This is a genomic window from Nocardioides abyssi (assembly GCF_030412915.1).
Taxonomy (GTDB): domain Bacteria; phylum Actinomycetota; class Actinomycetes; order Propionibacteriales; family Nocardioidaceae; genus Nocardioides; species Nocardioides abyssi.
Map to the genome: position 1 here is coordinate 1 of NZ_JAUHJR010000012.1, position 24,395 is coordinate 24,395.

At 69.6% G+C, this 24,395-nt stretch carries 19 protein-coding genes and 2 pseudogenes; 17 read left to right on the forward strand and 4 right to left on the reverse strand.

The features are described 5' to 3' along the window. A partial coding sequence (locus QWY29_RS18595) for an IS3 family transposase (protein ID WP_300962699.1) occupies positions 1-280 on the forward strand: 280 nt, incomplete at its 5' end. Here the strand turns inward: QWY29_RS18595 and QWY29_RS18600 are convergent. Together QWY29_RS18600 and QWY29_RS21295 are read right to left on the reverse strand one after the other, a co-directional pair. Next, positions 277-1,489: pseudogene (locus QWY29_RS18600) on the reverse strand (IS30 family transposase). The gene QWY29_RS18595 and the pseudogene QWY29_RS18600 overlap by 4 nt on opposite strands. A gap of 264 nt (positions 1,490-1,753) precedes the next feature. After that, a pseudogene (locus tag QWY29_RS21295) lies at positions 1,754-1,837 on the reverse strand (hypothetical protein); the annotation flags it as partial. A 35-nt stretch (positions 1,838-1,872) separates the two neighbouring features. On the opposite strand from QWY29_RS21295, the gene QWY29_RS18605 reads away from it, so the two are divergent. After that, a complete protein-coding gene (locus tag QWY29_RS18605; protein WP_300962773.1) occupies positions 1,873-2,355 on the forward strand; it encodes a DDE-type integrase/transposase/recombinase in 483 nt (160 codons plus the stop codon). A 110-nt stretch (positions 2,356-2,465) separates the two neighbouring features. Here QWY29_RS18605 and QWY29_RS18610 read toward each other — a convergent pair whose 3' ends face one another. Beyond that, on the reverse strand, positions 2,466-3,479 hold the full coding sequence (locus tag QWY29_RS18610) for an ADP-ribosylglycohydrolase family protein (RefSeq protein ID WP_300962700.1): 1,014 nt from the start codon (positions 3,477-3,479) through the stop codon (positions 2,466-2,468). Positions 3,480-4,046: 567 nt separating this feature from the next. Here QWY29_RS18610 and QWY29_RS18615 point away from each other — a divergent pair. From QWY29_RS18615 to QWY29_RS18640, 6 genes are all read left to right on the forward strand, one after another. Further along, positions 4,047-4,439, forward strand: a complete 393-nt coding sequence (locus QWY29_RS18615; protein ID WP_300962701.1) for a helix-turn-helix domain-containing protein — start codon at positions 4,047-4,049, stop codon at positions 4,437-4,439. Next, the gene (locus QWY29_RS18620; RefSeq protein WP_300962702.1) at positions 4,436-6,895 is read left to right on the forward strand and encodes a protein kinase domain-containing protein; all 2,460 of its coding nucleotides are present in this window, start codon (positions 4,436-4,438) and stop codon (positions 6,893-6,895) included. Before QWY29_RS18615 ends, QWY29_RS18620 begins: the two co-directional genes overlap by 4 nt. Before the next feature lie 43 nt (positions 6,896-6,938). Next, positions 6,939-7,613 carry a vWA domain-containing protein gene (locus tag QWY29_RS18625; protein WP_300962703.1) on the forward strand — a complete coding sequence of 225 codons (675 nt, stop codon included), beginning with the start codon at positions 6,939-6,941 and terminating at the stop codon, positions 7,611-7,613. Further along, entirely contained in the window at positions 7,614-8,423 is an 810-nt protein-coding gene (locus QWY29_RS18630) for a PP2C family serine/threonine-protein phosphatase (protein WP_300962705.1), read from the forward strand. It abuts the gene before it with no gap. A gap of 58 nt (positions 8,424-8,481) precedes the next feature. Then, the gene (locus QWY29_RS18635; protein ID WP_300962706.1) at positions 8,482-10,161 is read left to right on the forward strand and encodes a TM0106 family RecB-like putative nuclease; all 1,680 of its coding nucleotides are present in this window, start codon (positions 8,482-8,484) and stop codon (positions 10,159-10,161) included. Between the two features lie 84 nt (positions 10,162-10,245). Beyond that, complete coding sequence (locus tag QWY29_RS18640) at positions 10,246-10,989, forward strand: uracil-DNA glycosylase (protein WP_300962707.1); 744 nt, start codon at positions 10,246-10,248, stop codon at positions 10,987-10,989. A gap of 372 nt (positions 10,990-11,361) precedes the next feature. On the opposite strand, the gene QWY29_RS18645 is transcribed toward QWY29_RS18640, so the two are convergent. Next, on the reverse strand, positions 11,362-12,672 hold the full coding sequence (locus tag QWY29_RS18645) for an FAD-dependent oxidoreductase (protein WP_300962708.1): 1,311 nt from the start codon (positions 12,670-12,672) through the stop codon (positions 11,362-11,364). Between the two features lie 182 nt (positions 12,673-12,854). On the opposite strand from QWY29_RS18645, the gene QWY29_RS18650 reads away from it, so the two are divergent. The 9 genes from QWY29_RS18650 to QWY29_RS18690 all read left to right on the forward strand — a co-directional run bounded on the left by QWY29_RS18650 (position 12,855) and on the right by QWY29_RS18690 (position 24,361). After that, entirely contained in the window at positions 12,855-15,386 is a 2,532-nt protein-coding gene (locus QWY29_RS18650; RefSeq protein WP_300962709.1) for a molybdopterin oxidoreductase family protein, read from the forward strand. 1 nt (position 15,387) lies between these two features. After that, positions 15,388-15,858 carry a hypothetical protein gene (locus tag QWY29_RS18655; protein WP_300962710.1) on the forward strand — a complete coding sequence of 157 codons (471 nt, stop codon included), beginning with the start codon at positions 15,388-15,390 and terminating at the stop codon, positions 15,856-15,858. Between the two features lie 170 nt (positions 15,859-16,028). Beyond that, the gene (locus QWY29_RS18660; RefSeq protein WP_300962711.1) at positions 16,029-17,138 is read left to right on the forward strand and encodes an SPFH domain-containing protein; all 1,110 of its coding nucleotides are present in this window, start codon (positions 16,029-16,031) and stop codon (positions 17,136-17,138) included. Between the two features lie 13 nt (positions 17,139-17,151). After that, complete coding sequence (locus tag QWY29_RS18665) at positions 17,152-18,552, forward strand: hypothetical protein (RefSeq protein WP_300962712.1); 1,401 nt, start codon at positions 17,152-17,154, stop codon at positions 18,550-18,552. Position 18,553: 1 nt separating this feature from the next. Then, positions 18,554-19,207, forward strand: a complete 654-nt coding sequence (locus QWY29_RS18670) for a TetR/AcrR family transcriptional regulator (RefSeq protein WP_300962713.1) — start codon at positions 18,554-18,556, stop codon at positions 19,205-19,207. 39 nt (positions 19,208-19,246) lie between these two features. After that, a complete protein-coding gene (locus QWY29_RS18675) occupies positions 19,247-20,947 on the forward strand; it encodes a phytoene desaturase family protein (protein WP_300962714.1) in 1,701 nt (566 codons plus the stop codon). Positions 20,948-21,073: 126 nt separating this feature from the next. Continuing rightward, positions 21,074-22,204, forward strand: a complete 1,131-nt coding sequence (locus tag QWY29_RS18680; protein ID WP_300962715.1) for an MBL fold metallo-hydrolase — start codon at positions 21,074-21,076, stop codon at positions 22,202-22,204. Between the two features lie 74 nt (positions 22,205-22,278). Then, positions 22,279-22,956: a response regulator transcription factor gene (locus tag QWY29_RS18685; protein WP_300962716.1), complete on the forward strand. Its 678-nt coding sequence runs from the start codon at positions 22,279-22,281 to the stop codon at positions 22,954-22,956. Then, positions 22,949-24,361 carry a sensor histidine kinase gene (locus QWY29_RS18690; RefSeq protein WP_300962717.1) on the forward strand — a complete coding sequence of 471 codons (1,413 nt, stop codon included), beginning with the start codon at positions 22,949-22,951 and terminating at the stop codon, positions 24,359-24,361. The genes QWY29_RS18685 and QWY29_RS18690 overlap by 8 nt, the downstream gene beginning before the upstream one ends. Positions 24,362-24,395: the final 34 nt, after the last annotated feature.

Here is a 24,395-nt window from a genome sequence, read left to right on the forward strand (position 1 = left end):
CACCTACGGCCACCGCCGCGTGCATGCCGAGCTGGTGTTGGGCAAGGGCATCGCGGTCAGCCGTGGGCGGGTGGAGCGGCTGATGCGCCACACCGGCGTGCAGGGCGTGCACCGGCGCCGGTTGCGCGGTTGCACCCGCCGCGACGAGGCGGCCACGCCGTCGCAGGACCTGGTGGAGCGCAACTTCACCCCCGATGCGCCCGACCGGCTCTACGTCGCCGACGTCACCCAGCACCGCACCACTTGGATTCCAGCAGTCGTCGCAACAGTGGGGATCTAGGTGGCACAGAGTAGTTGAGTCCAGCGCTCGGCCGGGGTGTCCCAGTCGAGAGACTTACGTGGTCGATCGTTGAGCTCAGTCGCGACGGTCTGGAGATCTTCGATCGTCTTGCTGGACAGGTCGAGTCCGCGTGGGAAGTACTGGCGAAGTAGGCCGTTGGTGTTTTCGTTCGTGCCGCGCTGCCATGGCGCTCCGGGGTCAGCGAAATAGACCTCGAAGTCGGTGGCGATGCTGAAGGCGCGGTGCTCGGCCATCTCGGCTCCTTGGTCCCAGGTCAGGGATCTACGCATTACGGCGGGCATGTCGCTGACGGTGGCGATGAGACTGTCGCGGACGGCTTCGGCGCTGCGTTCGCGGCCCAGGTGGCCGAGCAGGAGGTATCGGCTGGAGCGCTCGACCAGAGTCGCTACGGCTGATCCGCCTGCGGCGCCAATGACTAGGTCTCCTTCCCAGTGACCGGGGACCTTGCGATCGGTCGCGTCGAGGGGGCGCTGGCTGATGGGGGTCAGCGGGTCGACGAACCGGGGCCGTCGGGCATCGGGCTGCCGGCGGGGACGCCGTGCGGTGCGCCCGCGGCGCAGCTGGGAGCCGAGCTCGCGGCGCAGCTCGCCCTTGGCGTGGACGTAGATGGCTTGGTAGATCGTCTCGGGACACACGCGCATCTCCGGTGCGGCCGGGAAGTCCTTGATCAGCCGGTTGCTGATCTGCTGTGGCGACCACTTCTTCCTCAGTCTCACCTGCACGTATTCGCGCAGCGTCGGGTCGGCCACCAGCTTGGCCTGCCGGGGTCGGGCGCGGCGTGCGACCGAGAGCCGGTGAGCTGTGTGAGGCATGTAGCCGCGCGAGGTGGTGTTGCGTCGCAGTTCGCGACTGATGGTGGACGGGGAACGTCCCATCGCCGCCGCGATCTGCCTGATCGACTGCCCTTCGCGACGTAAGTCCTGAAGTTGCTCGCGCTCGAGGAGGCCCAGGTAGCGGGAGTCGATAGATCTGCTCGACCTTATTCAGGTCGACGCTGCCGCCGATGGCGCGGGTTCTGCGTTCGGGCACGCCTCCCATGATCGGCTCGGAATAGCGCACGATCCGGCCATCTGGGTAGACACGCCCCCGATTGATGATCGTGATGCCCTTGTCCCAGTCCGTGGCCGACCGGGCATCGGCTCCTACCTGTTTGCGGGCCTCTGCGCGCGTGAGTCCCTCGGCCCGCAGCCGCAGGAACTCCTCGCGCCGCGGGTTGGTCTTGCGAGCCTCGCTGGTGAAGATGCCGGCCTTGTGCGCCCACGCGTAGCAAGTCACGCGGGGGATGCCCATCTCCTTCGCCACGGCGGACACATTCGGGTTCACAGCCAGGCGGTGGAAGAAGTCAGCCTTCTCATCGGAGGTGTACTTCCGAGGCGTGGCACGAAACATCGAAAGCCCCGAGGCGCTGACCCACCGGTACGCGGCGTGCTCACTGACCCCGGCCGACCGCGCAGCGGCCCGGACCGTCCCTCCACGATCCAGAATCTCGAAGAAGCGCTCACGCTGTTCTTCGCTGTAGATCGGGCCACCCATCATCAACACCTCCAGTAGGCGTTGCGACGACTGCTGGAATCCAAGCCCGTGAAGGCAAGCTCTACCTCTGCGCGATCAAGGACGTCTACTCCAACCGGATCGTCGGCTACTCGATCGATTCACGAATGAAGTCCAGGATCGCGGTCGCTGCGCTCGACAACGCCGTCGCGCGTCGCAACGCCGAAGGCATCGATGTGGCCGGCTGCGTGCTGCACACCGACCGCGGGTCGCAATTTCGCTCGAGGAAGCTGGTCCACCAGCTCAACCGCCACGACATGGTCGGCTCGATGGGCCGGATCGGTGCGGCCGGCGACAACGCCGCGATGGAGTCGTTCTTCTCGCTGCTGCAGAAGAACGTCCTTGACCGGCGAACATGGAACACCCGCGAGGAGCTGCGGATCGCGATCGTGACCTGGATCGAGAGGACCTACCACCGACGCCGTCGGCAGGCCGCTCTCGGGCGGTTGACCCCGGTCGAGTACGAGTTGATCATGAAGCCCGCCGCCACCCAGGCGGCCTAAACCGACTGTCACCCGTTCGTGCAGCAGACCCCACGGTCGGGTAGCGCGGGTGGCGGCTTGACGGGCACACGCGGAATCGCGTGGTGTCGAGGTGTAGCCGTGGGCGAGGATCAGTTGAGAATGGGGTAGCGCTCGGAAACAGCTCTAAGTCCACGGACATGCTGGGCGAGGTCGAGCGCGAGCTGGTCAAGCACCCAGCTGAGTTCGAGACGACTCACCGCTTCGACCGGCAGGGCGTGCACTCCGTGGACGGCGCCGATGAGCGCAGCCGCGACTGTGGCCGACCCTCTGCCCCCGGGTAACCGGTAGGCGAAATCCAGCGCATCTTGTACATCGTCGGGTTCGGGAAAGGAGATCGCGGTATAGATCCCGCCCGTCATCGCTGACGTCGCGTCGTCTCGCATCCATTGACGCAGCGCGCTCGGGTCCCGTGGCTGACCGCCTGCGATGTCTCGAGCCGCGCTGAATAGGCTGCCCATTTCGTTAAACGGTGATGCGCCAACTGCCTCGCGGACGTCCATACCTGCCAGGCAAGAGGAGGCGAGGCTGGCGGTCGCCACTGCTGAATGGATCGCTGACCCCTCCCCATGCGTCAACACCGCGTAGCTGGCGAACTCCGCATCTGCCTCGCTGTAGATGCCCTCGTATGGCAGCAGATGGCGCACCGCCGCCGTGGGCAACAACCGCGTCACCACCTGCGTGCCGCCGCTGCTGCTCCCGGGCTGCTCGAGGGTTCCCGGCCGGCCTCCTCTGACCGCTGAGACGGTCGCTGGAGCCGATCCCCGCCTTTCGCTTAGGGCCGGAACCTCGCTAAGCCAACCATTCGCCACGGGAGCGCCTTGTGCATCGGTCGTCGGGATGACCTCTTGCTGGGCGCCCCATCGAGTGAGCGCGTTCCACAGTGCTGGCGCCACCTGACCTGGCGCCAGCTGGTCGCCCGAGGACGCAAGCGCCCGCACCAGCCCGTCGGCGGTGAACGCGGCCAACTGCGTGGCAACGCCGACATCGATCACTCCGCGCCGCCGGAACGACCCTCGCGCGCGTTCATAACTGTCCCCCAGAGCCAGGCCGAGCAGCAGCCCACGCAGGCGCTCGTTCCACGAGTCCTCACCCGGCTCGTTCATCGCGCACTCCTCATCAGGCGGGGGCGGCTCTCCGCCATGCCATTGGCCGCGATCGCCGGCCGATGCCCCTGAAGCATCGGAGACTAACGTCTCGGCCTGGGCGCCGGGCCTCATGTCGGCTTGCGAGGTCCGGTTGTGTCCCGCCGCGACCGCTGTTGGCGAAGCCTCGTCAGGTCCGGTTTGTGCGGCCGATGGTTTGGCGCAGCTCCGCGATGCAGTCGTCAGTGAGGTCCTCCCGCCCGGATGCTCTCCGCGCCCCGCGCCGAGGTCGTCGGCCTCGATGGCACCCGGATCAGCGCCCATTTCCCTGCGCGCCAGGCACGCCACCGCCGCCGCGCTCGCCGGGGTACCCCCGAATCGGATCGCTGCGAAGACCCGGCACAAGGACCTCGGAGTTCTCGTCAACCGCTACATCCGGCCCCTCCGAGCACTCACTACGACGTCCAGCAGGGACCTCCGTCTCTGAATCTCTGGCGGGAGAAGTTCTCGAAACCGCTTGCTCGCACTCACTTCAGATGGTTACAGTTATTGCAGTTGGTTGCACCTGCATCAGTTGGAGTGGAAGCGATGCCCGAGATCCTGCCGGACGACGTCCAGGCTCTCCGCGACGCATTGGAGGCCTCGCCCGAGGAGGTGACGGTCACGCTCAGCCTGACCCGCAAGAGTGCCGAGAAGGTACTCGAACTCCTGGAAGCCGAACACTCGACCGGTGCCGTAGTCGTACCGGTGAAGGACCTGTTCACCAGCACCGAGGCCGCGAAGATGCTCGGCATGTCGCGACCCACCCTCATGAAGCTCGTGGACGCCGGCGCCGTAGAGCACGTCCGGGTTGGGACCCACCGGCGCATCCCTATGCGGGCGCTCGTCGAGTACCAGCGCCAGCGCCAGTTGGAGCATGAGGAGAGCGTCGCGGCCGCGGAGCAGTTCCGCAGCAACATCACGTTCGGGGGCAACCAGTGAGTCTCGACATTCAGTTGCTCGACCCTGTCGAGTTCCTCCAGCCCAACCGCCGACTGTTCATTGACACCAACATCTTCATGGACCCTGACACTCGTCGGGCTGGTGGGTTGAAGCGGCTGTTCGAGCGCGGCCAGGACGCGATCCTGAAAAACGGCAACCCGATCGTCGTACCGACCAAGGTCATTGGGGAACTCACCAAACAGAGTCGGCGCGACCCCGCCCGGGAAGCTGAAGAACGTACGAAGGTGGCCATCAAGAAGGCCGGCGCATCCCTCCGATTCCTCGAGGATGCAAGCAAGCACGGGCTGGTCCGCAAGAACCTCGGAGACGAGAGCAACCCGTACGCGGACGACTTGTTCCTGCGGATCTTTGAGCGATTCGCGTCGACGTACGAGATGTGTCTCCTAACGCGTGACATCACCATCAAGCTGCGCATCCGCCTCCTTGCTCACGAGCTTGACAGGCGGCTCCTGACCGGCGTCCTCACCAAGGATGGCGACGTCGAGATCGAGTCCGACCAGTCGCTCATTAACCGAGGAGTGCGCAAATACAACCTGCACGCATCCAACGTCGCGGAGGGTAACGGCAATCAGAGAGACAAGTCTGAGGTCGCGGCACTCGGACCTCTGCTCCAGCAGTTCCGGAAGGCGTTCGGCGTCCAGGAGTCGGACGACAAGGTCGGTAGTACAGCCGCCAAACTGACTGCACCGCAGGGTCTTTCGGTTGGTTCGCCCAAGGCGAAGCCGTTCAGTTCGGCGGCCGCGATCAAGCCACGCGACACACCTCTCACCGTCTCATCGCTTCCTGTTGAGGGCGATCAGGTGAGGTGGGAGTCCGCGAGCAAGTGCGGCACTTTTGTGTTGGGCTCGTTGCTCGGTCGGGGAGGCGAAGGGTCCGTGTACGAGGGTGGCGGCAACACGGTCGTCAAGATCTTCGACAAGGACCACATCACTCAGCACCGCAAGGCCAAGGTCGAACTGCTTGTCATCAGCGGGCTCCAGGCCAAAGGCCTGTGCATCCCGTCAGCGACGGTTCACAATGCGGCAGGGGAGTTCGTCGGTTACGTCATGCCCACGGCGAGTGGTCGCGAAGCGCGCACGATCTTCAACATCCGCAAACTCGAGAAGGACTTCCCCACCTGGAAGAAGTCCGACCTCGTCGACATCTGCATCTCGTTTCTGAAGAAGGTGGAGTACCTGCACTCCATGAACGTCATCCTCGGCGACATCAACCCCAAGAACCTGATGATCGACGACCGAAAGAACGTCTTCATCATCGACGCGGACTCGTGGCAGCTTGAGGGGTATCCCTGCCCGGTCGGAACTCCGATGTACACATCTCCGGCAATGCTCGGGAAGACCTACGCGGAGGATCTGCGCACCATGGAGGACGAGCTCTTCGCGGTCGCCACGATGCTGTTCCAGATCGTGATGACAGGGCAGTTTCCGTACATGCGCACGGGCACCGACGGCGACATGGTGCAGCTGATCCGTGAGGGCAACTTCGCCTTCCAGATCTCGATCCGCGGCAAGGAGTACAACGATCGGGATCAGCCTGATGGCGACTGGAAGTACATCTGGAGTCACATCCACAAGCCGGTCAAGAACCTCTTCTGGGACACCTTTCACAAGGAGGGTAAGCGCTACAACAGACGCCCGACAGCCACCGAATGGCTCGAAGCGTTCAAGGCGTACCGGGCCTACTTGGGGAACAAGCGGCTCAACTTCGACCCGATGTCGAACGACGTTCGACCTATCCGCAACAAGGCGTTCAAGCCGGACACCCCCATAGAGGACTGCTCGACCTGTGGGCGCAAGCACGCGATCGCAGGCTTCATGCCCGAGGGAGAGACCGAGTACATCGTCCCGAGGCAGTGCAATAAGTGTCGTGGGCCGTCGGCGACGGGCGCGGGTCAGGCTCGCTCCCGACGACCCCCATCAGAGCCATCCCGAGGCCCGGTCGCCACCGCTACCGGAAAAACCCGAGTCTCTGCCCTCGCGAAGCACTACGGCATTACCAGCAAGCAAGCGCTGGAAAAGCTCTCGGCTCTCGGTGAGTACGCCAAGACAGCGTCCTCGAGCGTCGGGCCCGACGTCGTCAACAGATTCGAGGCCGCCTATGGCGCAAACCTCCGAGCTGCTCGCCGCCAGCGCGCAAACACTCTCGACCCGTCGAAGCTTTGCACCCGATGCCGCAACCCCTTCATCACCTACGGGAACGTCGAATGGCATCAACGGGAAGGAAAGCCTGTGCCGACCACGCACAAGGCCGGCCCAGGTGGGGCATATCCACCTGACTGTGTCCCACGCTCGAGCCAGCCGCGCCGATCGACTAGCCAGCGGTCGTCGACGACTGGCAACAACCCAGCAACGAAGTCCACGCAGAAGTCGCAGAAGCCGCAGAAGCAGCAGCAGAAGAAGAAAAAGAAGGGGTTCTGGTCATGGCTGTTCGGCTGAACCGCCTTCAGCCAACTCATCTTCCAAGAACAGGAGCAAACGAATGGCAACGCTCAACATCGGGGCTGACGACCTCGTCGACAACCCCACCCCGCGTGTCCCGGTCTCGCTGTGTCTCGACACCAGCACGTCCATGGCCGGATCGCCGATCGCGGAGCTCGTCCGAGGCGTGAATCTCTTTTACGAGGCGATCGACGAAGACGACGACGCCCACGACTCGGCCGAGATCAACATCGTGGAGTTCAACTCCTCGGCGGGTCTTGTCCACGACTTCGCCAGCATCGAGCGTCTGCCGCGGATCTCCTCCCTGACCGCCGACGGCTTGACCGCCATGGCCGCGGGCGTGAACCTCGCGCTCGACACGCTGGAGAAGCGCAAGGCCACCTACTCGGGCAGCGGAGTCTTGTACTACCAGCCGTGGCTCGTCCTCATGACGGACGGCGCCCCCACCGACAACATCGAAATCGCAGTGAAGCGGGTCGTTGATCTGGTCGAGACGAAGAAGCTCACGGTGTTCCCGATCGGGATCGGCAGCCGTGCCGACATGAACACGCTGGCTCGTTTCAGCCCCAACCGGCCGCCACTTCGCCTCGACGGGCTCAAGTTCAAGGAATTCTTCGAATGGCTCTCGAAGTCGGTCGCGCGGGTCTCGCGGTCGACGCCAGGGGACACCGTGAAGCTGGACCTCGAAGGCCTCGAAGGCTGGGCGGAACTGTAAGTGTTCAAGGAGTTCCACTACCAAGTCAGGGGCCACGGGCACCTGCAGGACGGCACTCCGGTCCAGGATCGGACCAAGTACCTCTCTCGTGGCGGTGTCCAAGTCCTCTGCCTCGCCGACGGCGCCGGCTCTGCGACGCACTCTCAGTTCGGCGCCCAGGCCGTGGTTGATGAAGCATGCACCACGCTGGTCAATCGATTCGCCGATTTCGCTGCGAGCGACGACGGTGCGCGCATCAAGGTGGAACTGCTAGAACAGCTTGTCTCCAAGTTCAACCAGGTTGCGAACCAGCACGGGGTCGAATCTCGCGAACTAGCCTCGACGTTCATGTGCGTGGCCGTCTCGGGGGAGCGGTTCCTTGGTGCTCATGTTGGTGACGGCGTCGTCGGCTACCTCAAGAACGGTGAGCTGAAAGTCATCTCGGCCCCGGACAACGCTGAGTTCGCCAACCAGACAACCTTTGTCACGTCTAGCCGCGCCGCCGAGTCGATGCGGCTTTTCCGCGGATCGCTGGAGGGTGTCGCCGGGTTCATCTTGATGAGCGACGGGACGGCGGAGAGCCTGTTCGATGCCCGGACCGGTAGGTTGGCGGCAGCTTGCGCGAAGCTCATCGCTGCCGTCGGGGCGGCCCCAGCAGATCTCAGCAAGACTTCCAAGTACACCAAGCGCCTACGGCGCTTGATGGACCTCAAGATTCGCAACGCCACGAAGGACGACTGCTCGATTGGGATCCTCGGTCGAAACCTGGCTCGGACCCGACCCAATCGACCCGTGGTGGGACACCAAGTACCCCGGGGGTCTCATCGGTGACTCAACCTCCACAGCCGGGCCCTGAGATGCGCCCCGCCCCCTCCGCACAAATGATCCGGTGGTCCTGCTGACCGGCTACGCGGCAAAGCAGTGCGCGCGCCGGGTCCATAACGAGTGGGACCCGACCATCGAGTCGGTCCCTTGGGACCTGCCGCCCGAGTTGAAGATGCGGTTCGACTCCGGCCGCGCCTTCGAGGACGATATCTTCGCCAAACTCAAGCAGCGCCTCGGCAAGCGTTGCATCGACCTATCGAATCTCCGGGGCAAGCAGGCATGCATTGACGCCACAGTCGCGGCGATGGAGCAGGGCGTCGAGGTCATCCTTGGCGGGTGGCTGCCAGACGACACCGAGGGTGGCCGCACCGGGAAGCCCGACGTTCTCCTTCGATACGACGCACCCCAGGCCCTGACTTCGTACGTGCCGGGAGACGTCAAGCAGCACCGCACCACGGCAAGGCGAGCCAAAGGGACATTGCGCTTCTCCCGTGTGAGCACGCCGGGCGATGTTGAGGGGCATCCCGGATACGCCCCCCAAACCACGGGCCGACTCGACGACTACCTGCAACTCGCGCACTACTGGCGGATGCTGGAGGCCTGCGGAAGGGCGCCGGACGGCGTGGATGCCACGGGCTTCATCATTGGCACCGACCACTTCGCCGACCTTGACCCCCTCGGGGTCGTGCTCGTGTGGCTCGACCTCGCCGCGCCGGTCTTTCAGACATACTCGCGCTCTCAGGGCACGGCGAAGCGGACCGCGATGGAGCGTTACGACCACGAACAAGGCTTCCGGCTCAAAGTCGCGAAGGTCGCGGCATCCCGCACCGGCAGTCCACATGACTCGCTGCCGCTGGTCGAGCCGATCTTCAAGGACGAGTGCGACTCCTGCCCCTGGTACGACTACTGCCGAGACATCACCGGCGCCGACGTAGCGAGTGCACAAATCACCTCGGGACGTCTTAGCGTCCGCGAGTGGCACGCCCTGCAGATACTGGGCGTGAGCACCATCGACGATCTCGCCCGGGTGGACGTGGCCAACGCCGAGTTTCTCGCCCGTTACCTGCCCGAGGTCACACACGTGAAAGATCCGGTGGGTCGACTCGAAGACGCTATTCGGCGTGCCTCGATGATCCGGTCAGGCGCGCAGCTTGAGCGGGAGACGACGGGCTCCATTGATGTCCCGCGCGCCGACATCGAGATCGACTTCGACATCGAGTGGGACGTTGAGAGCCGCGTGTACCTGTGGGGGGCGCTGGTCAACAGAGTCGGCGAGGCTCCGATGTACAAGCCAACCGTCGACTGGAGGCAACTCGACGATGAGTCGGAGATCGCGCTGGCCGAGTCGTTCGTGACCTGGCTTCGAGACCTTGTGACCACCGCCGACGCACGAGGAGAGAGCGTGCTGATCTACCACTACTCCCATCCCGAGCCGGCCCATCTCAAGCGGCTCATCGGCGATCACGCTGTCCAAGATCTCACCGCTCGTTTCGTGGACCTCCTGGCAATCATTCGCGAGCACTACTTCGGCCTGCAAGGGCTGGGGATCAAGAAAGTGGCCCCGGCGTTCGGCTTCGACTGGCGCGACGAACAGCCCGGCGGGTTGCAGTCGCAGGTTTGGCTCCAGCAAGCCCGCGACCGTTCATCCGAGGAGCACGTGGCGGCGAGGCAGCGAATCCTTGACTACAACGAAGACGACGTGCGTGCGACCGCAGCTATCCGGGCTGGCTTGACTGGAGCCTAGGCGCAGTTCTGGGCGAGTCAGTTGCCGCTGACCTCCGTCCCCGCAGTTTCGATCACCTTCCACGTACCCATTGGAGCCCATGGCGTGAGCAACACCGACCACGAGGCCATCGCGCTTCTCGCCGACCTCGATCCCGAGGAGGCGGAGGGATTGGCGGCGCTGGCCGCGTCCCAACAGCCCTGGCCGGGCGTTCTCGACGACGAGTGGGCCAAGGACTACTACCGGGATCTCCGACAGTTCATCCGCGATGGACGCCGCCAGGGGGAGGTCTATCCCCCACCGCATGACATGTTCGCCGCGTTCCACTTGACGCCCTACGAGAGGGTCGAAGTCGTGCTCATCGGGCAAGACCCCTACCCCAACCCGGGTGAGGCCATGGGATTGGCCTTCTCGGTGCCGGTGGGCACCAAACTGCCTACCTCGCTGAGAAACATCCACCATGCGATGGCACGAGACGGCTACAAACCACCCGAGCACGGCGACCTGACCGGTTGGGCCAAGCAGGGCGTGCTGCTGCTGAACCTCGCCCTCACCGTCCCGAAAGGGCAGGCGGGTGAACACCTCCGGCGCTGGCGGCCCTTTACCAAGGCGGTCTTGAAGGTACTCAACTCCCACCCGAAGCCGGTCGTCTTCATCCTCTGGGGGGCCAAGGCGCAGGAGATCAAGCGCTGGGACGTCATCGACTTCGGCCGCCACGGTCTCGTTGAGGCCCCGCACCCCGCCGCCAGGAAGGAGCAACCGGACTTCCGCTCCGCGAAGACATTCGCTAAGGCCAACTACCTGCTCCTCGGCCTCGGACGGCGCCCGATCAACTGGGCCGAGCAGTAACGACGGATCGGTGATCAAACCGCCCATGTGATCAGGCCGCGCTCGCAGGCGAGACTCGCCGCCCACCCGACACTGGCCGCCGAAGTGACGCGCCCGCGCGGAGACGTGGAGACTCGATCGCCCTCCGTTTAGCCTCCGGAATCCGTCGGCCTGAGCCGGTACGGATCGGGTACGATCGGAATCGTTCGAGACAGCGAACACCGCGTCAACACAAGCGATTCGGCTGGTTCCCGCAACGTTCGGTAGCACTCGGAATCGGCCTGTGCGATTCCAGAGGTCGCAGGTTCAAATCCTGCCCCCGCTACAAAAGACGGAAGGCCCCCACAGTCTGACTGTGGGGGCCTTTCGCATGTCCGGATCGCGGCTGGCCCCTCAGGCGAGGTGCGCCCGGGTCTCCTCGATCACGGCGACGAGCTCATCCCGGCCGGGGCCGTCGGCGTACGGCGCCCGCCAGCCGGTCTCGTAGACCGCCCGGGCCAGGGGCTCGGCCGGCGCGGGGCAGCTGGGGAGCGCGGTCATGGCGAAGTACGGCCCGGCGTGCTCGTTGATCCGGGGCTCCACCTGGGCCGCCTCGCAGATCCGCTCCGTGGTCAGCGGGCGGGCCAGGTCGAGCTCGGCGCCCTGCCAGCGCGCCACGGCATCGGTGTCGATGGCGATGTGGTCCTCGACCCAGGGGCGGACCTGCTCGTCGCACCACGCGCCGAACGGTTCGGCGAGCGGCGTCGGGTCGGCGCCTTCGTCCAGCAGGCGCAGGAGGGTGTCGACCTGGGTGAACGCCATCGCGATGCCGCGGCCGCGGGTGGGTGTCGTGGTGGCCACGGCGTCGCCCACCGAGACGAGCCCGGCGAGCGGGCGCTGGGACCGGTAGACGTTGCGCAGGGCGCCGCCCACCATCACCGGGCCGGTCGGTCGCGCCCGCTCCGGGTCGGTCCAGGCAGCGAGCGCGGGGACGGCGCGACAGGCTGCGTCGAAGACGGCGTCGAGCCGGAGCGGCTTGAGCGCGTCGTCGGCGGTCGGGCAGACGAAGAGCACCGAGAAGTGCCCGGCCTCGTGCAGGAACAGCAGGACCTGGTAGCCGTCGTACCCGCTGAAGGCGCCGAGCGGGTTGCTCATCGGACCCGGCTCGGCCCCGGGGAGCAGCTGGTAGGTGCGGTCGACGTAGGCCAGGCCGCAGAGGCCCTCCAGCTCGGGATCGGTCGTCCTGTCGATCCGGCTCGAGCGGCCGGAGGCGTCGACGACCAGGTCCGCCGTCAGCGGCGCCCCGTCCACCACCGCGCCGGTGACGTGCCCGTCCTCGACGAGCATCCGGTCGACGTGCCCGAGGCGCAGGCCCAGCCCGGGCGCGTCCGCCGCGGCGCTGCGCAGCGCGCGCTCCAGGACCGAGCGACGGGACCGGCTGCCGATGGTGACGGTGCCTCCTCCCGGGACCTCGACCACCATCGGCTCGGCGCCGGCGTCCGTCCACGCGGCGGACGCCGCCGGCCATCGACGCGCCAGGACGTCGGCCACCTGCGGCCGGAAGCCGTGGGCGTGCTCGAACTGCATGACGCCCCGACGCCGCCAGGTGCCGTCCGCAGCCGGGCCCGGGTCGCGGTCCACCGCGGTGACCACGTGCCCGCGCTCCGCGAGCGCCGCACCGGTCAGCAGCCCGGCCGGACCGGCGCCGAGGACGACGACCTCCATGCCTGCCCACGGTCCGCTCCGGCCGGCACCCTGTCAACGAGCCCGGGTCATCCACGCGCCGACAGCGTCCGCGGGTTGCGGAGACGCGGACGGTGGGCACCGGTCCGGGAGCGGCGCCGAGCTGGACCATCCGGGCCACCCGCACCTCGGAGCCGATCCGATCCTGCACCTGAGGAGACGAGATGACCGACCGCATCGCCGACATCTGGGGCGAGCGCACCCCGCACGCGAAGGGCACGGTCTGGCCGGCGCGGGTCGACCTGCACCTCGACGAGGGCGTCCGCGAGGAGGACGTCGAGGCGTGGGTGCCGTCCGCGTGCGTGCTGTGCAGCAACGGCTGCGGCTGCGACATCGCGGTCAAGGACGGCCGCATGGTCGGCGTCCGCGGCCGGGCCACCGACGTCGTCAACCACGGCCGCCTCGGCCCGAAGGGGCTCTACGGCAGCACCCCCTGGGCGTCCTCGCCGGACCGGCTGAGGAGGCCGATGGTCCGCGAGGGCGGTCGGTTGGTGGAGACCGACTGGGAGACGGCCATGGGCCGGGTCGTGCAGGAGTCGAGGCGGCTGCTGGAGGAGAACGGCCCGCTCACCCACGGCTTCTACACCAGCGGGCAGTTGTTCCTGGAGGAGTACTACACCCTCGCCGTGATCGGGAAGGCCGGCCTCGGCACGCCGCACATGGACGGCAACACCCGGCTGTGCACCGCCACCAGCGCCGCGGCGTTCAAGGAGTCCTTCGGTGCCGACGGCCAGCCGGGGTCCTACACCGACATCGAGCACTGCGACGCGATCTTCCTCTACGGCCACAACATGGCCGAGACCCAGACCGTGCTCTGGGCGCGGATCCTGGACCGCACCCGTGCCGAGGACCCGCCGGTGGTCGTGTGCGTGGACCCGCGTCGTACGCCGGTCGCGGAGGAGGCCGAGCGCACGGGCGGCGTGCACCTCGCGCCGCGCGTCGGCACCAACCTCGCCCTGATGAACGGGCTGACCCGGGAGCTGTTCGAGCGCGGGTGGATCGACGAGGCCTGGGTGGCCGCCCACACGATCGGCGTGGACGACCTGCGTGCGGTCGTCGAGCCGTACACCCCGGAGGAGGTGGCCGCCACCTGCGGCGTCGACGCGGGCGACCTGCGCCGCGCGGCCGAGATCTTCGGGACCAGCGACAACGTCCTGTCCACCGTGCTCCAGGGCTTCTACCAGTCCCACCAGGCCACCGCCTCCGCGGTCGCGGTGCACAACCTGCACCTGCTCCGCGGCCTGATCGGTCGGCCCGGCAGCGGGATCCTGCAGATGAACGGCCAGCCCACCGCGCAGAACAACCGGGAGTGCGGCGCCGACGGCGACCTCCCGGGCTTCCGCAACTGGAACAACCCCCGGCACGTGCAGGAGCTCGCCGACCTGTGGAACGTCGACCCCCTGACGATCCCGCACTGGGCGCCACCGACGAACGCGATGCAGATCTTCGGCTACGCCGAGCAGGGCTCGATCGAGCTGCTGTGGATCTCCGCGACCAACCCCGCGGTCTCCATGCCTGAGTCGGCGCGCATCCGGCGCATCCTCGGGAGCGACCGGTGCTTCGTGGTGGTCCAGGACCTGTTCCTCACCGAGACCGCCCAGCTCGCCGACGTCGTCCTCCCGGCAGCCGGGTGGGGGGAGAAGACCGGCACGTTCACCAACGTCAACCGCACCGTCCACCTTTCGGAGAAGGCCGTCGAGCCGCCGGGGGAGGCCAGGAGCGACCTCGACATCTTCCTCATGTACGCCCGCGCCATGGGGTTCGTGGACCGGGCAGGGGACCCCCTGCCCTCGTGGAACAGCCCCGAGGAGGCCTTCGACGCCTGGCGCGCCGCCTCCGCGGGCCGACCCGTGGACTACACCGGGCTGTCCTACGACAAGCTCCGCGGCCCCACCGGGATCCCGTGGCCGGTCGACGAGGAGGCCCCCGAGGGCACCGATCGGCTCTACACCGACCCGGTCTTCCCCACCGACACCGACCGGTGCGAGACCTACGGCCACGACCTGGTCACCGGGGCTGCCGTCACCGAGCAGGAGCACCGCGCCATGGCGCCGAACGGCCGCGCCTTCCTCAAGGGCGCGGCGTACACCCCGCCCCACGAGGAGCCCAGCGACGACTTCCCGCTGCTCTTCACGACCGGCCGCACGGTCTACCAGTTCCACACCCGCACCAAGACCGGCCGGGCCCGCTCGCTGCACGAGGCGGCGCCCGACGCCTGGGTGGAGCTGTCGACCACCGACGCGGACGCGCTCGGGATCAGCGAGGGCGACGTGGTCCGCGTCGAGTCCCCGCGCGGCACGATCGAGGTGCAGGCGCGCATCGGCCAGGTGATGCCCGGCGCGGTCTTCGCCCCGTTCCACTACGGGTCCTGGGACCTCGACGGGCTCGCGCCCGACCAGCAGCACCGGCAGGCCAACGAGCTCACCATGACCGTGTGGGACCCCGTCTCCAAGCAGCCCTACTTCAAGACCGCCGCCTGCCGCGTCACCCGCGTCCGCGCGGGCGACGGCCCCGCGCCGGCGCCCACGACCGCCGCGTCCGCGCCCCCGCCCGCCCGCAGACGGGCCGTCCCGCCCACCGCCGGGGGTGGGCCGACGACCTCGGAGGTGCTGCCCGAGACGCCGACGTACCCCAACGACCCCGCCGCCGGCACCTCGCACCCCGCGCCGACGCGGACGATCGCCGGGAGGTCCTGAGATGCCGCACCTGAGCACCTACGTCGGGCTCGCCGACCACAGCGAGAAGACCCTGGCCGACTCCCTCCGCGCCGTCGCCGAGGGGCACGCCGCGGAGGCCGACGTCTTCCACACCTGCCACCTGCTCGCCGGCTGGAGCGACGCCCACCGCGAGCGTCTGCGGCCGGTGGTCGAGCGGTACGGCGAGGACGACAGCGTCACCGAGCCCGAGCGCCTGCACGCCGACGGCCTCGCCGAGGTCCGCGCGGGCCAGGTGGGGCTCCTGCGCGACCTGCAGGACCTGCACGTGCTGGCCACCCTCGTGCAGACGACGTGGACGGTCGTCGCCCAGGGCGCCCAGGGCCTCCGGGACCGCGAGCTCCTCGAGATCGCCACCTCGGCCAACGCGGAGACGTCGCGCCAGCTGTCCTGGCTCAACACCCGGATGAAGGCCGCCGCGCCGCAGGCGCTGATCGTGGACCCGGCACGGTGAGGCCGCCGACCTGCCACCGGGGGCGTCCGCCGTCCACAGGCCTCCGCGCGTCCCGAGCGGGCGGGGCCTGTGACCCGTAGCATCCCCGGCGACGCACACGCCGGCCGGCGGCGTACGACCTCCGGACCCCTCGACCGCCGCGGGGCCGACGACGAAGGGCGCTCGACCTCATGGGCTTCATGGACAAGGTCCGCGGACAGTTCATCGACATCGTCGAGTTCCTCGACGACTCCCGCGACACCATCGTGTGGCGCTTCCCGCGGCAGGGGAACGAGATCAAGATGGGCGCCCAGCTCGTCGTGCGCGAGGGGCAGACGGCGGTCTTCGTCGACGAGGGCCAGATCGCGGACGTCTTCACGCCCGGCACCTACGAGCTGACCACCGAGAACATCCCGATCCTGAGCACGCTCAAGGGCTGGAAGTACGGCTTCAACTCGCCGTTCAAGGCCGAGGTCTACTTCGTCGGCACCCGGCAGTACACCGACATGAAGTGGGGCACGCAGAACCCCTTCACCGTCCGCGACGCGGAGTTCGGCATCGTCCGGCTGCGGGCCTTCGGCACCTACGCGCTGCGCGTCACCGACCCGGGGACCCTGCTGCGGCAGCTGGTCGGGACCGACCCGGACTTCGTGACCTCGGAGGTCTCGGAGTTCCTGCGGCAGGTCATCGTCGAGGCGGTCACCACCGCGCTCGCCGGCGCCGGCATCCCCATGCTCGACCTCGCCGCCAACCAGGCGGCGATCTCCAAGACCCTGGTCGGCACGCTGTCGGCGAGCCTGGCGGAGTACGGCATCGCGCTGCCGCGGTTCGTCATCGAGAACATCTCTGTCCCGCCCGAGGTCGAGAAGGCGCTCGACAAGCGCAGCCAGATGGGCATCGTCGGCGACCTCGGGGCCTACACCCAGTTCCAGGCCGCGACCGCGCTGGAGGCCGCCGCCAACAACCCCGGCGCCGCCGGGTCGGGCGCCGGCATGGTCGTCGGCATGGGGCTCGGCCAGGCCGCGGCCGGTGCGGTCGCCGGAGCCGGCCAGGCGCCCGCCGCAGCCGCGAGCGCAGGGCCGCCGCCGCTGCCGGGCGGGCAGTGGTACGTCGCCGTCGACGGCCAGCAGGCCGGCCCGTTCGCGCTGGGAGCCCTGCCCGCCAAGGTCGCCGCGGGCCAGCTCGGCCCCGACTCGCTGGTCTGGCGCGACGGCATGGCCGCGTGGCAGCCCGCCGGCGAGGTCGGCGACCTCGCCCAGCTCTTCGCCGCGACCCCGCCGCCGCTCCCGCCGCAGGCCTGATCGCGCACCGGCGATGACGAGCACCCCGCCACCGCTCCCGCAGTCCGGCCCCACGACCGAGCCGCCCCCGCCGCAGGGGATCGGGCCCGACCTCGCGCCCGCCGAGCCCGCCATCGCACCGGAGGCGCGGCCGGCGGGACAGCCCGACCCCGCAGCGGGCCCCGCAGCAGACTCCGCGGCGGGCCCGGCGTCCGTGGAGCCGGCCGAGGTGCACTTCTCCTCCTGCCCCTCGTGCGGGTCGCAGCTGTCCTACACGCCCGGCACCACCGTGCTGACCTGCGGCGCGTGCGGGGCCTCGCGGGAGATCGAGACCGGTGAGGACACCACGGTCGACGAGCACTCCTTCGACGAGTGGCTCGCCGCCAACGCCCACGTGCGGGTCGCCTCGCTCGGCGGGCAGGTGCTGCGCTGCGAGGGCTGCGGCGCGCAGATGGAGACCACCGACCTCGCCGAGACCTGCCAGTTCTGCACCGGCCACCTCGTGGTGCTGTCCACGCCGGAGGGGCTCATCGCGCCCGAGGCGGTCGTGCCGTTCACGATCGCCCAGGCCGGGGCGCAGGCGGAGTTCAAGAAGTGGGTCAGCTCGCGGTGGTTCGCGCCGAGCTCGCTGAAGAAGGTCGGGGGAGCGCACTCGCTCAAGGGCACCTACGTGCCGCACTGGACCTTCGACGCGCGCACCGCCAGCCACTACACCGGCAAGCGCGGCGACCATTACTACGTGACGCGCACCCGGACCGTCTCCGACGGCAACGGCGGCACCAGGACCGAGACCTACCAGGAGCGGCACACCCGCTGGTCGAACGCCTCGGGACGGGTCGCCCGCGACTTCGACGACGTGCTCGTGCCGGCCACGGCCCGGCTGGCGACCGACCGCCTCGACGAGATGGGGCCCTGGAGGCTGGAGACCGCGACGGCGTACCAGCCGGAGTTCCTCAGCGGCTACTCCGCGCTGCGCTACGACGTCGACCCGCAGGACGGCTCGCAGACCGCCCGCGCGCGGATGGCGGAGGTCATCGAGGGCGACGTGCGGAGCGACATCGGCGGCGACGAGCAGCGCATCTCGAGTGTGGACACCTCCTACGCCCAGGTGATGTTCAAGCTCGTGCTGCTGCCGCTATGGCTGGCCAGCTACGCCCACGGCGGCAAGCAGTGGCAGGTGATGGTCAACGCCAACACCGGCAAGGTGACCGGCGAGCGGCCCTGGTCGTCGGTCAAGATCGCGCTGGCCGTCATCGCCGCAGTCATCCTGGTCGCCGTCGTGGCCCTGCTCATCGCGCAGGGACGGGAGGACGCGACGGCCGAGGTCGACCACGGCAGCCCGCTGTCGATCTCGCAGACGGTCACCCCCGACGACGCGCACCACACCCTCGACACGGTGCCGGGAGACCCGCCCGGGTCGGCCGGACCGGCCTGACGTGACCGACCCGGCCGACCCGACCGGCGCCGCCGCACGCGGGTCGCGCCGGCGGGAGCGGACGCGCACGCAGCTGCTCGACGCGGCCGAGGAGCTGATCTCCCAGCGCGCGCCGGAGGAGATCCGGATCGAGGACGTCGCCGCCCGGGCCGGGATCTCCGCGGCGTCGGTCTACGTCCACTTCGGCACCAAGGACGGCCTGCTCGCGGCCGTGACCGAGCGGGTGCTGGGCCTGGCGACGGACGCCCTGCGGGCGGCGTACGCCGCGGAGACGACGCCGCTGGAACGCTTCGCGGGCGTGGGCGCGGCCTACCTGCGGCTGCTGCTCGACCACCCCGCGGTCGCGAAGTACCTCGCGGTCACGGGGGAGCGGGGCCCCCGGTCGGCGGTCGAGGACGAGGTCGTCGCGCGGTTCAGCGTGCTGCGCGGGGAGTTCGAGCAGAGCATCCGCGACGCCGTCGAGTCCGGCGCGATCCTCCCGGTCGACCCGGAGGCGATGTCGTGGTTCCTCTTCGGCGCCTGGAACGGCGTCGCCGCGCTCGCGCTGCGCCGCGACGCCCTCACGCTCGCGCCCGAGCGGGTCGAGGCGGCCGTCGTCGAGGCGGGCCTCGTGCTGCTCGAGGGACTGCTGGTGGCGCCGTCCGACGTGAACTAGAGTCCGGCTCCAGATCACTTCTCGACGAGAACGGCACCCATGACGCAGACGGCGGCACCCCACCCCACCGACGATCTCGCCGACGGGCCGGAGACCTGGGACGTCGTGGTCGTCGGCGCCGGGCCGGGCGGGCTGACCTGCGCGGCGTACCTCGCGGCCGCCGGCAAGCGGGTGCTCGTGCTCGAGGCCAACCAGGTCGTCGGCGGGAGCACGCAGGTCTTCCGGCGGGCCGGCAACAAGTTCGAGTTCGACGTCGGCACCCACTACGTCGGCGAGTGCGGGCCCGGCGGTCGGATGCAGACCGCCCTGTCCGGCCTCGCGCTCACCGAGCGCATCACGTGGCTGCGCCAGCGCCCCGAGGGCCACTGCCGGATCATGGTGCCGGGCACGACGTTCGAGACGCCGACCGGCTGGGACACCTACCTCGATCGGCTGGTCGCGGCGTTCCCCGACGAGGAGGCCGGCCTGCGCCGCTGCGTCGGCATCATGCGCACGATCGCGGCCGGCGAGCGGCCGCGCCGCCGCCCCCTGGCCCTGCTGCGCTGGGGCATCCGCCCGATCACCACGCTGATGGACGCCTGCGGGTTGAGCGCCGACGCGCAGGCGGTGGTCCTGGCCGAGAACGGCGACTACACCTGGCCGCCGCACCGCACACCGACGGCGATGCACGCCGGCTTCCTGCACCACTACCTCCAGGCCGGCGCCTACTACCCCCGCGGCGGCGGGCAGGTCATCGGCGCCCACCTCACCGACGTGGTCCAGACCCACGGCGGACGGGTCCGCACCAAGGCCCGCGTCGAGCGGATCCTGGTCGAGGACGGCCGCGCCGTCGGCGTACGGCTCCGGGGCGGGGAGGAGGTCCGCGCCGACGTCGTGGTCTCGGCCGCGGACTACGCCAAGACGTGGACCGAGCTCGTCGGCGACGAGCACCTCACCCGGCGGCTGCGGCGGCGCCTGCGCGGGCTCGAGATGACGCTGCCGATGTTCGCGGTGTACGTCGCGCTCGACGTCGACCTGCGCGAGCGCGGCACCCCGCCGCTGGCGTGGGTGTGGCCCACCAACGACGTCGACGGCTACTACCGCGAGGTCGCCGCGGGCCGCTGCCCCGAGCAGATGCCGGTCGGCATCAGCTGCCCGACCGCGAAGGACCCGCAAGGCACGCACTCGGCGCCCCCGGGCTACTCGACGCTGGAGCTGGTCAGCTGGGCGCCGGCGGACCACGCGTTCTGGAACGTCTCCGAGGACCCGACCGAGGGCGCCGGCTACGGACGCGACGAGGCGTACCTGCGCCGCAAGGAGGAGCTCACCCAGCGCGTGCTCGACACCGCCGAGCTGATGATCCCCGACCTGCGGGAGCGGATGGTCTTCTGCGAGGCCTCGACGCCGGTCACCCAGGAGCGGTTCACGCTGACCACCGGCGGCTCCTGCTACGGCATCGCGCCGCTGCTGCGCAACCTCGGCCCGTTCCGGCCGCGGGTGCGCACGCACCTGCCCGGGCTGTTCCTCGCGGGCGGCAGCACCGAGCACATGTTCGGCATCAACGCCACGATCTGGGGCGGCATGGGCACCGCCGGCGCCGTCCTGGGCCGCGACCTGGTGCAGGAGGTCCGCGACGGCGCGGTGCTCGTCAACGAGAGCCGGCTGACGCCGGTCACCGACGACTTCGACCCGCTGCTGGCCTCCAAGCCCGGGTCGATCATCCGCCGTCCGGTGCGCCGCCGGGCCACCGACCCGCGCTGATCCACCGGCCCGGGACCGGCCCGGGACCGTGCCGGTCCACCGTGCGGGGGCCCGGCCCGTGGGCGGGTGGTGGCGCGGTGTCGGTGGGAGCCGTCAGGATCACGGCACACCAGCAGAGGAGACCCCATGACGAGCACGGCCACCCCGCCGTCGAGCCTCACCGACGCCGGCCTGCGGCCGATCCCCGAGCTCGCGGGCGTCCACGACGTCTGGCCGCGCGGGGAGCGGCTGCGTGCGGTGCGCGAGGGCGCGGCGGCGTACAAGGAGCGGTTCAAGGCCCAGGGCCAGGTCCGGGCGGTCCGCTCGGTCGACATCGCGGCCGCGCCGTACCCGGTGAAGTACGCCTTCCACGACGCCGTCTCCGTGCCGACCCTGCCGCTGGTCTCGATGATCAACAGGATGATCGTCGTGCAGTACGACGACTGGGACGGCGTCGCGCGCACGCTTGTCTTCGAGCCGACGGTGCCGGCCGGCTCCGCGCAGGCGCCCTTCTACCGCAACCTGCAGCGGCTGCTCGACGCCGTGCCCGGCGGGCGGTTCCTCGAGAAGCCGATGGTGCGGTACTACAACGAGCCCGGCGACGTCCTCGAGCAGCTCGGGCTCGCGCCGGACGACGTCGACTACTGCACCTTCGACCACCTGCACGTGCAGGACCCGCGGATGATCCTGGGGTCCAGCGAGGTCATCGAGGGCGAGACCGAGCCGCGCGCCCCGCTCTTCGGCGACGCCCGGATGCTCGTGCACAGCCGCGAGCTGGCGACGCTCCAGTCGCTGCACCCGATGCAGTGGGCGTGGTACGTCGACGGCGGGCTCGGCGGCGTCGACCCGGCCAAGCTGGTGACCTTCGACGGCGACGTCGAGCTCGGCCCGGGCATCGCCCTGCTGTGGACCCCCGGCCACACCGACGGCAACCACTCGCTGGTGCTGAACACCCCCGACGGGGTCTGGGTCTCCTCGGAGAACGGCATCTCCGCCGACAACTGGCAGCCCGAGCTCTCGCGCATCCCCGGCGTGCGCCGCTACTCCGAGGTCTTCGGCCGCGAGATCTGCCCCAACGCCAACACCCTCGAGGACTCCCTCGACCAGTACGACTCGATGGTCAAGGAGAAGACGCTCGCGGACCCGTGCACCGACGACCCGCGGTGGTTGCAGATCCTCCCGTCGACCGAGCTGGTGCCGTGGAAGCGGTTCTGGCCGGTCGTGCCGACCTACCCCCACGGCGGCATCTCCTACGGGGAGATCACCGGCAGCCGCTGACCGGCGGCGTCGTTCAGCGGGGCTTCAGCCACGGTGCGGGAGGATGGCGGCCCGCCCACCTCCGGAGGTCTGCCATGCGCGTGCTCGTCGTCGACGACGAGGTGCGGCTCGCGCGCTCGCTCCGGATCGGCCTGGAGGCCGAGGGCTTCGCGGTCGACGTCGCCCACGACGGCACCGACGGGCTCTGGCTGGCGCGGGAGAACACCTACGACGCGATCGTGCTCGACCTGATGCTGCCCGGCATCAACGGCTACCAGGTCTGCGAGACGCTGCGCGCCGAGCGGGACTGGACGCCGATCCTCATGCTCACCGCCAAGGACGGCGAGTGGGACCAGGTCGAGGGGCTGGACACCGGTGCCGACGACTACCTGACCAAGCCGTTCTCGTTCCCGGTGCTCGTGGCCCGGCTGCGCGCGGTCGCCCGGCGCGGCGCCCGCGAGCGCCCGACCGAGCTGGTGGTCGGCGACCTCCGCGTCGACCCGGCCGCCCGGCGGGTGTGGCGCGGGGAGAGCGAGGTCGAGCTGACTGCCCGGGAGTTCTCGCTGCTGGCGTTCCTCGCGCGGCACGCCGGCGACGTCGTGTCCAAGCGGCAGATCCTCGAGGCCGTGTGGGACGTCGACTTCGACGGCGACCCCAACATCGTCGAGGTCTACGTCCGCCACCTGCGCAACAAGATCGACCGGCCCTTCGGCCGGGAGGCGATCCAGACCCTACGCGGCGCGGGCTACCGGCTGATGAGCAACGGTGGCTGAGCCGCCGGGCGGGCGCTGGTCCGGCCGCGCGTCGGTGCGGCTGCGCACCACCGCCGCCGCGGTGCTCGTCGTGGCCGTCGTGCTGGTGCTCGGCGCGCTGCTGCTGGTCTCCCTCGTGCGCGGCTCGCTGCGCGACGGGGTCGAGACCACGGCCGAGCAGCGCGCCGCCGACCTGGCCGCGCAGGTCGAGGCCACCGGCGTCCCGGGCTCCGGGACCGGGGACGGCGACGGCGACGGCGACAGCGACGGGGACGGGGACGGGGACGACGACGCCGACGACCCCGAGGACGTCGTCTGGCAGGTGCTCGACGAGCGCGGACGCGTGGTCGCCGCCTCCCAGCCGCTCGCGCGCACGCTGCCGAGCGACGACGTGGACGAGGTGCGGCTGCCGGGCGCCGACGCGGCGTACGTCGTCGTGGCCGAGGACGCCCGCGCCGGCGAGGCGTCGTACGACGTCGTGGTCGCCGCCTCGCTGGAGGAGGTCGCCGACTCGACCCGGGCCCTGGTCGGACCGCTGGTCGTCGGGCTGCCGCTCGTGCTGCTGCTGGTCGGCGCAACCACGTGGGTCGTGGCCGGCCGCGCTCTCGCGCCGGTCGAGCGGATCCGGCGGGAGGTCGAGGGCATCACCGGAGACCGGCTCGACAGCCGCGTGCCCGAGCCGCCCGCACGAGACGAGGTCCGCCGCCTCGCGGTCACGATGAACGCGATGCTCGAGCGGCTCCAGGCCTCCAGCGAGCGGCAGCAGCAGTTCGTCGCGGACGCCTCGCACGAGCTCCGCTCGCCGCTGGCGAGCATCCGGCAGACCGCCGAGGTGGCCCGCGAGCACCCGGGCGCGCTGCCCGAGGGCGAGCTGGCCGAGGCGGTGCTCGAGGAGTCCGCGCGCATGCAGCGGCTCGTCGAGCAGCTGCTCGTGCTCACCCGCGCCGACGAGGGAGCGCTCGTGCGGGCGCACCGCGACGTCGACCTGGACGACCTGGCGCTCGCCGAGGCCCGACGGGTACGCCGCGCCGGCCTCGCCGTGGACACGAGCGCGGTGGCGCCGGGGCGGGTGCAGGGCGACCCGCTCGCGCTGGCGCAGGTCGCGCGCAACCTCGTCGACAACGCCGCGCGGCACGCCGCCGCGAGGGTCGCGGTGAGCGTCGGGGACCGAGGCGAGACCGTGGAGCTGGTCGTCGAGGACGACGGGTCCGGGGTGCCGGAGGCCGACCGCGAGCGGGTCTTCGAGCGGTTCGTGCGGCTCGACGACGCCCGGGCACGCGACGCCGGCGGCAGCGGCCTGGGGCTGGCCATCGTCCGCGAGACGGTCGCCGCCCACGGCGGGTCCGTGGCGGTGGAGGGCTCCCGGCTCGGCGGCGCCCGGTTCGTGGTGCGGCTGCCCGCCGTGGCCGCGGACGAGCGTCCCTGAACGGGTCTTCAGGAGCGTTCAGGAAGGGTTCAGC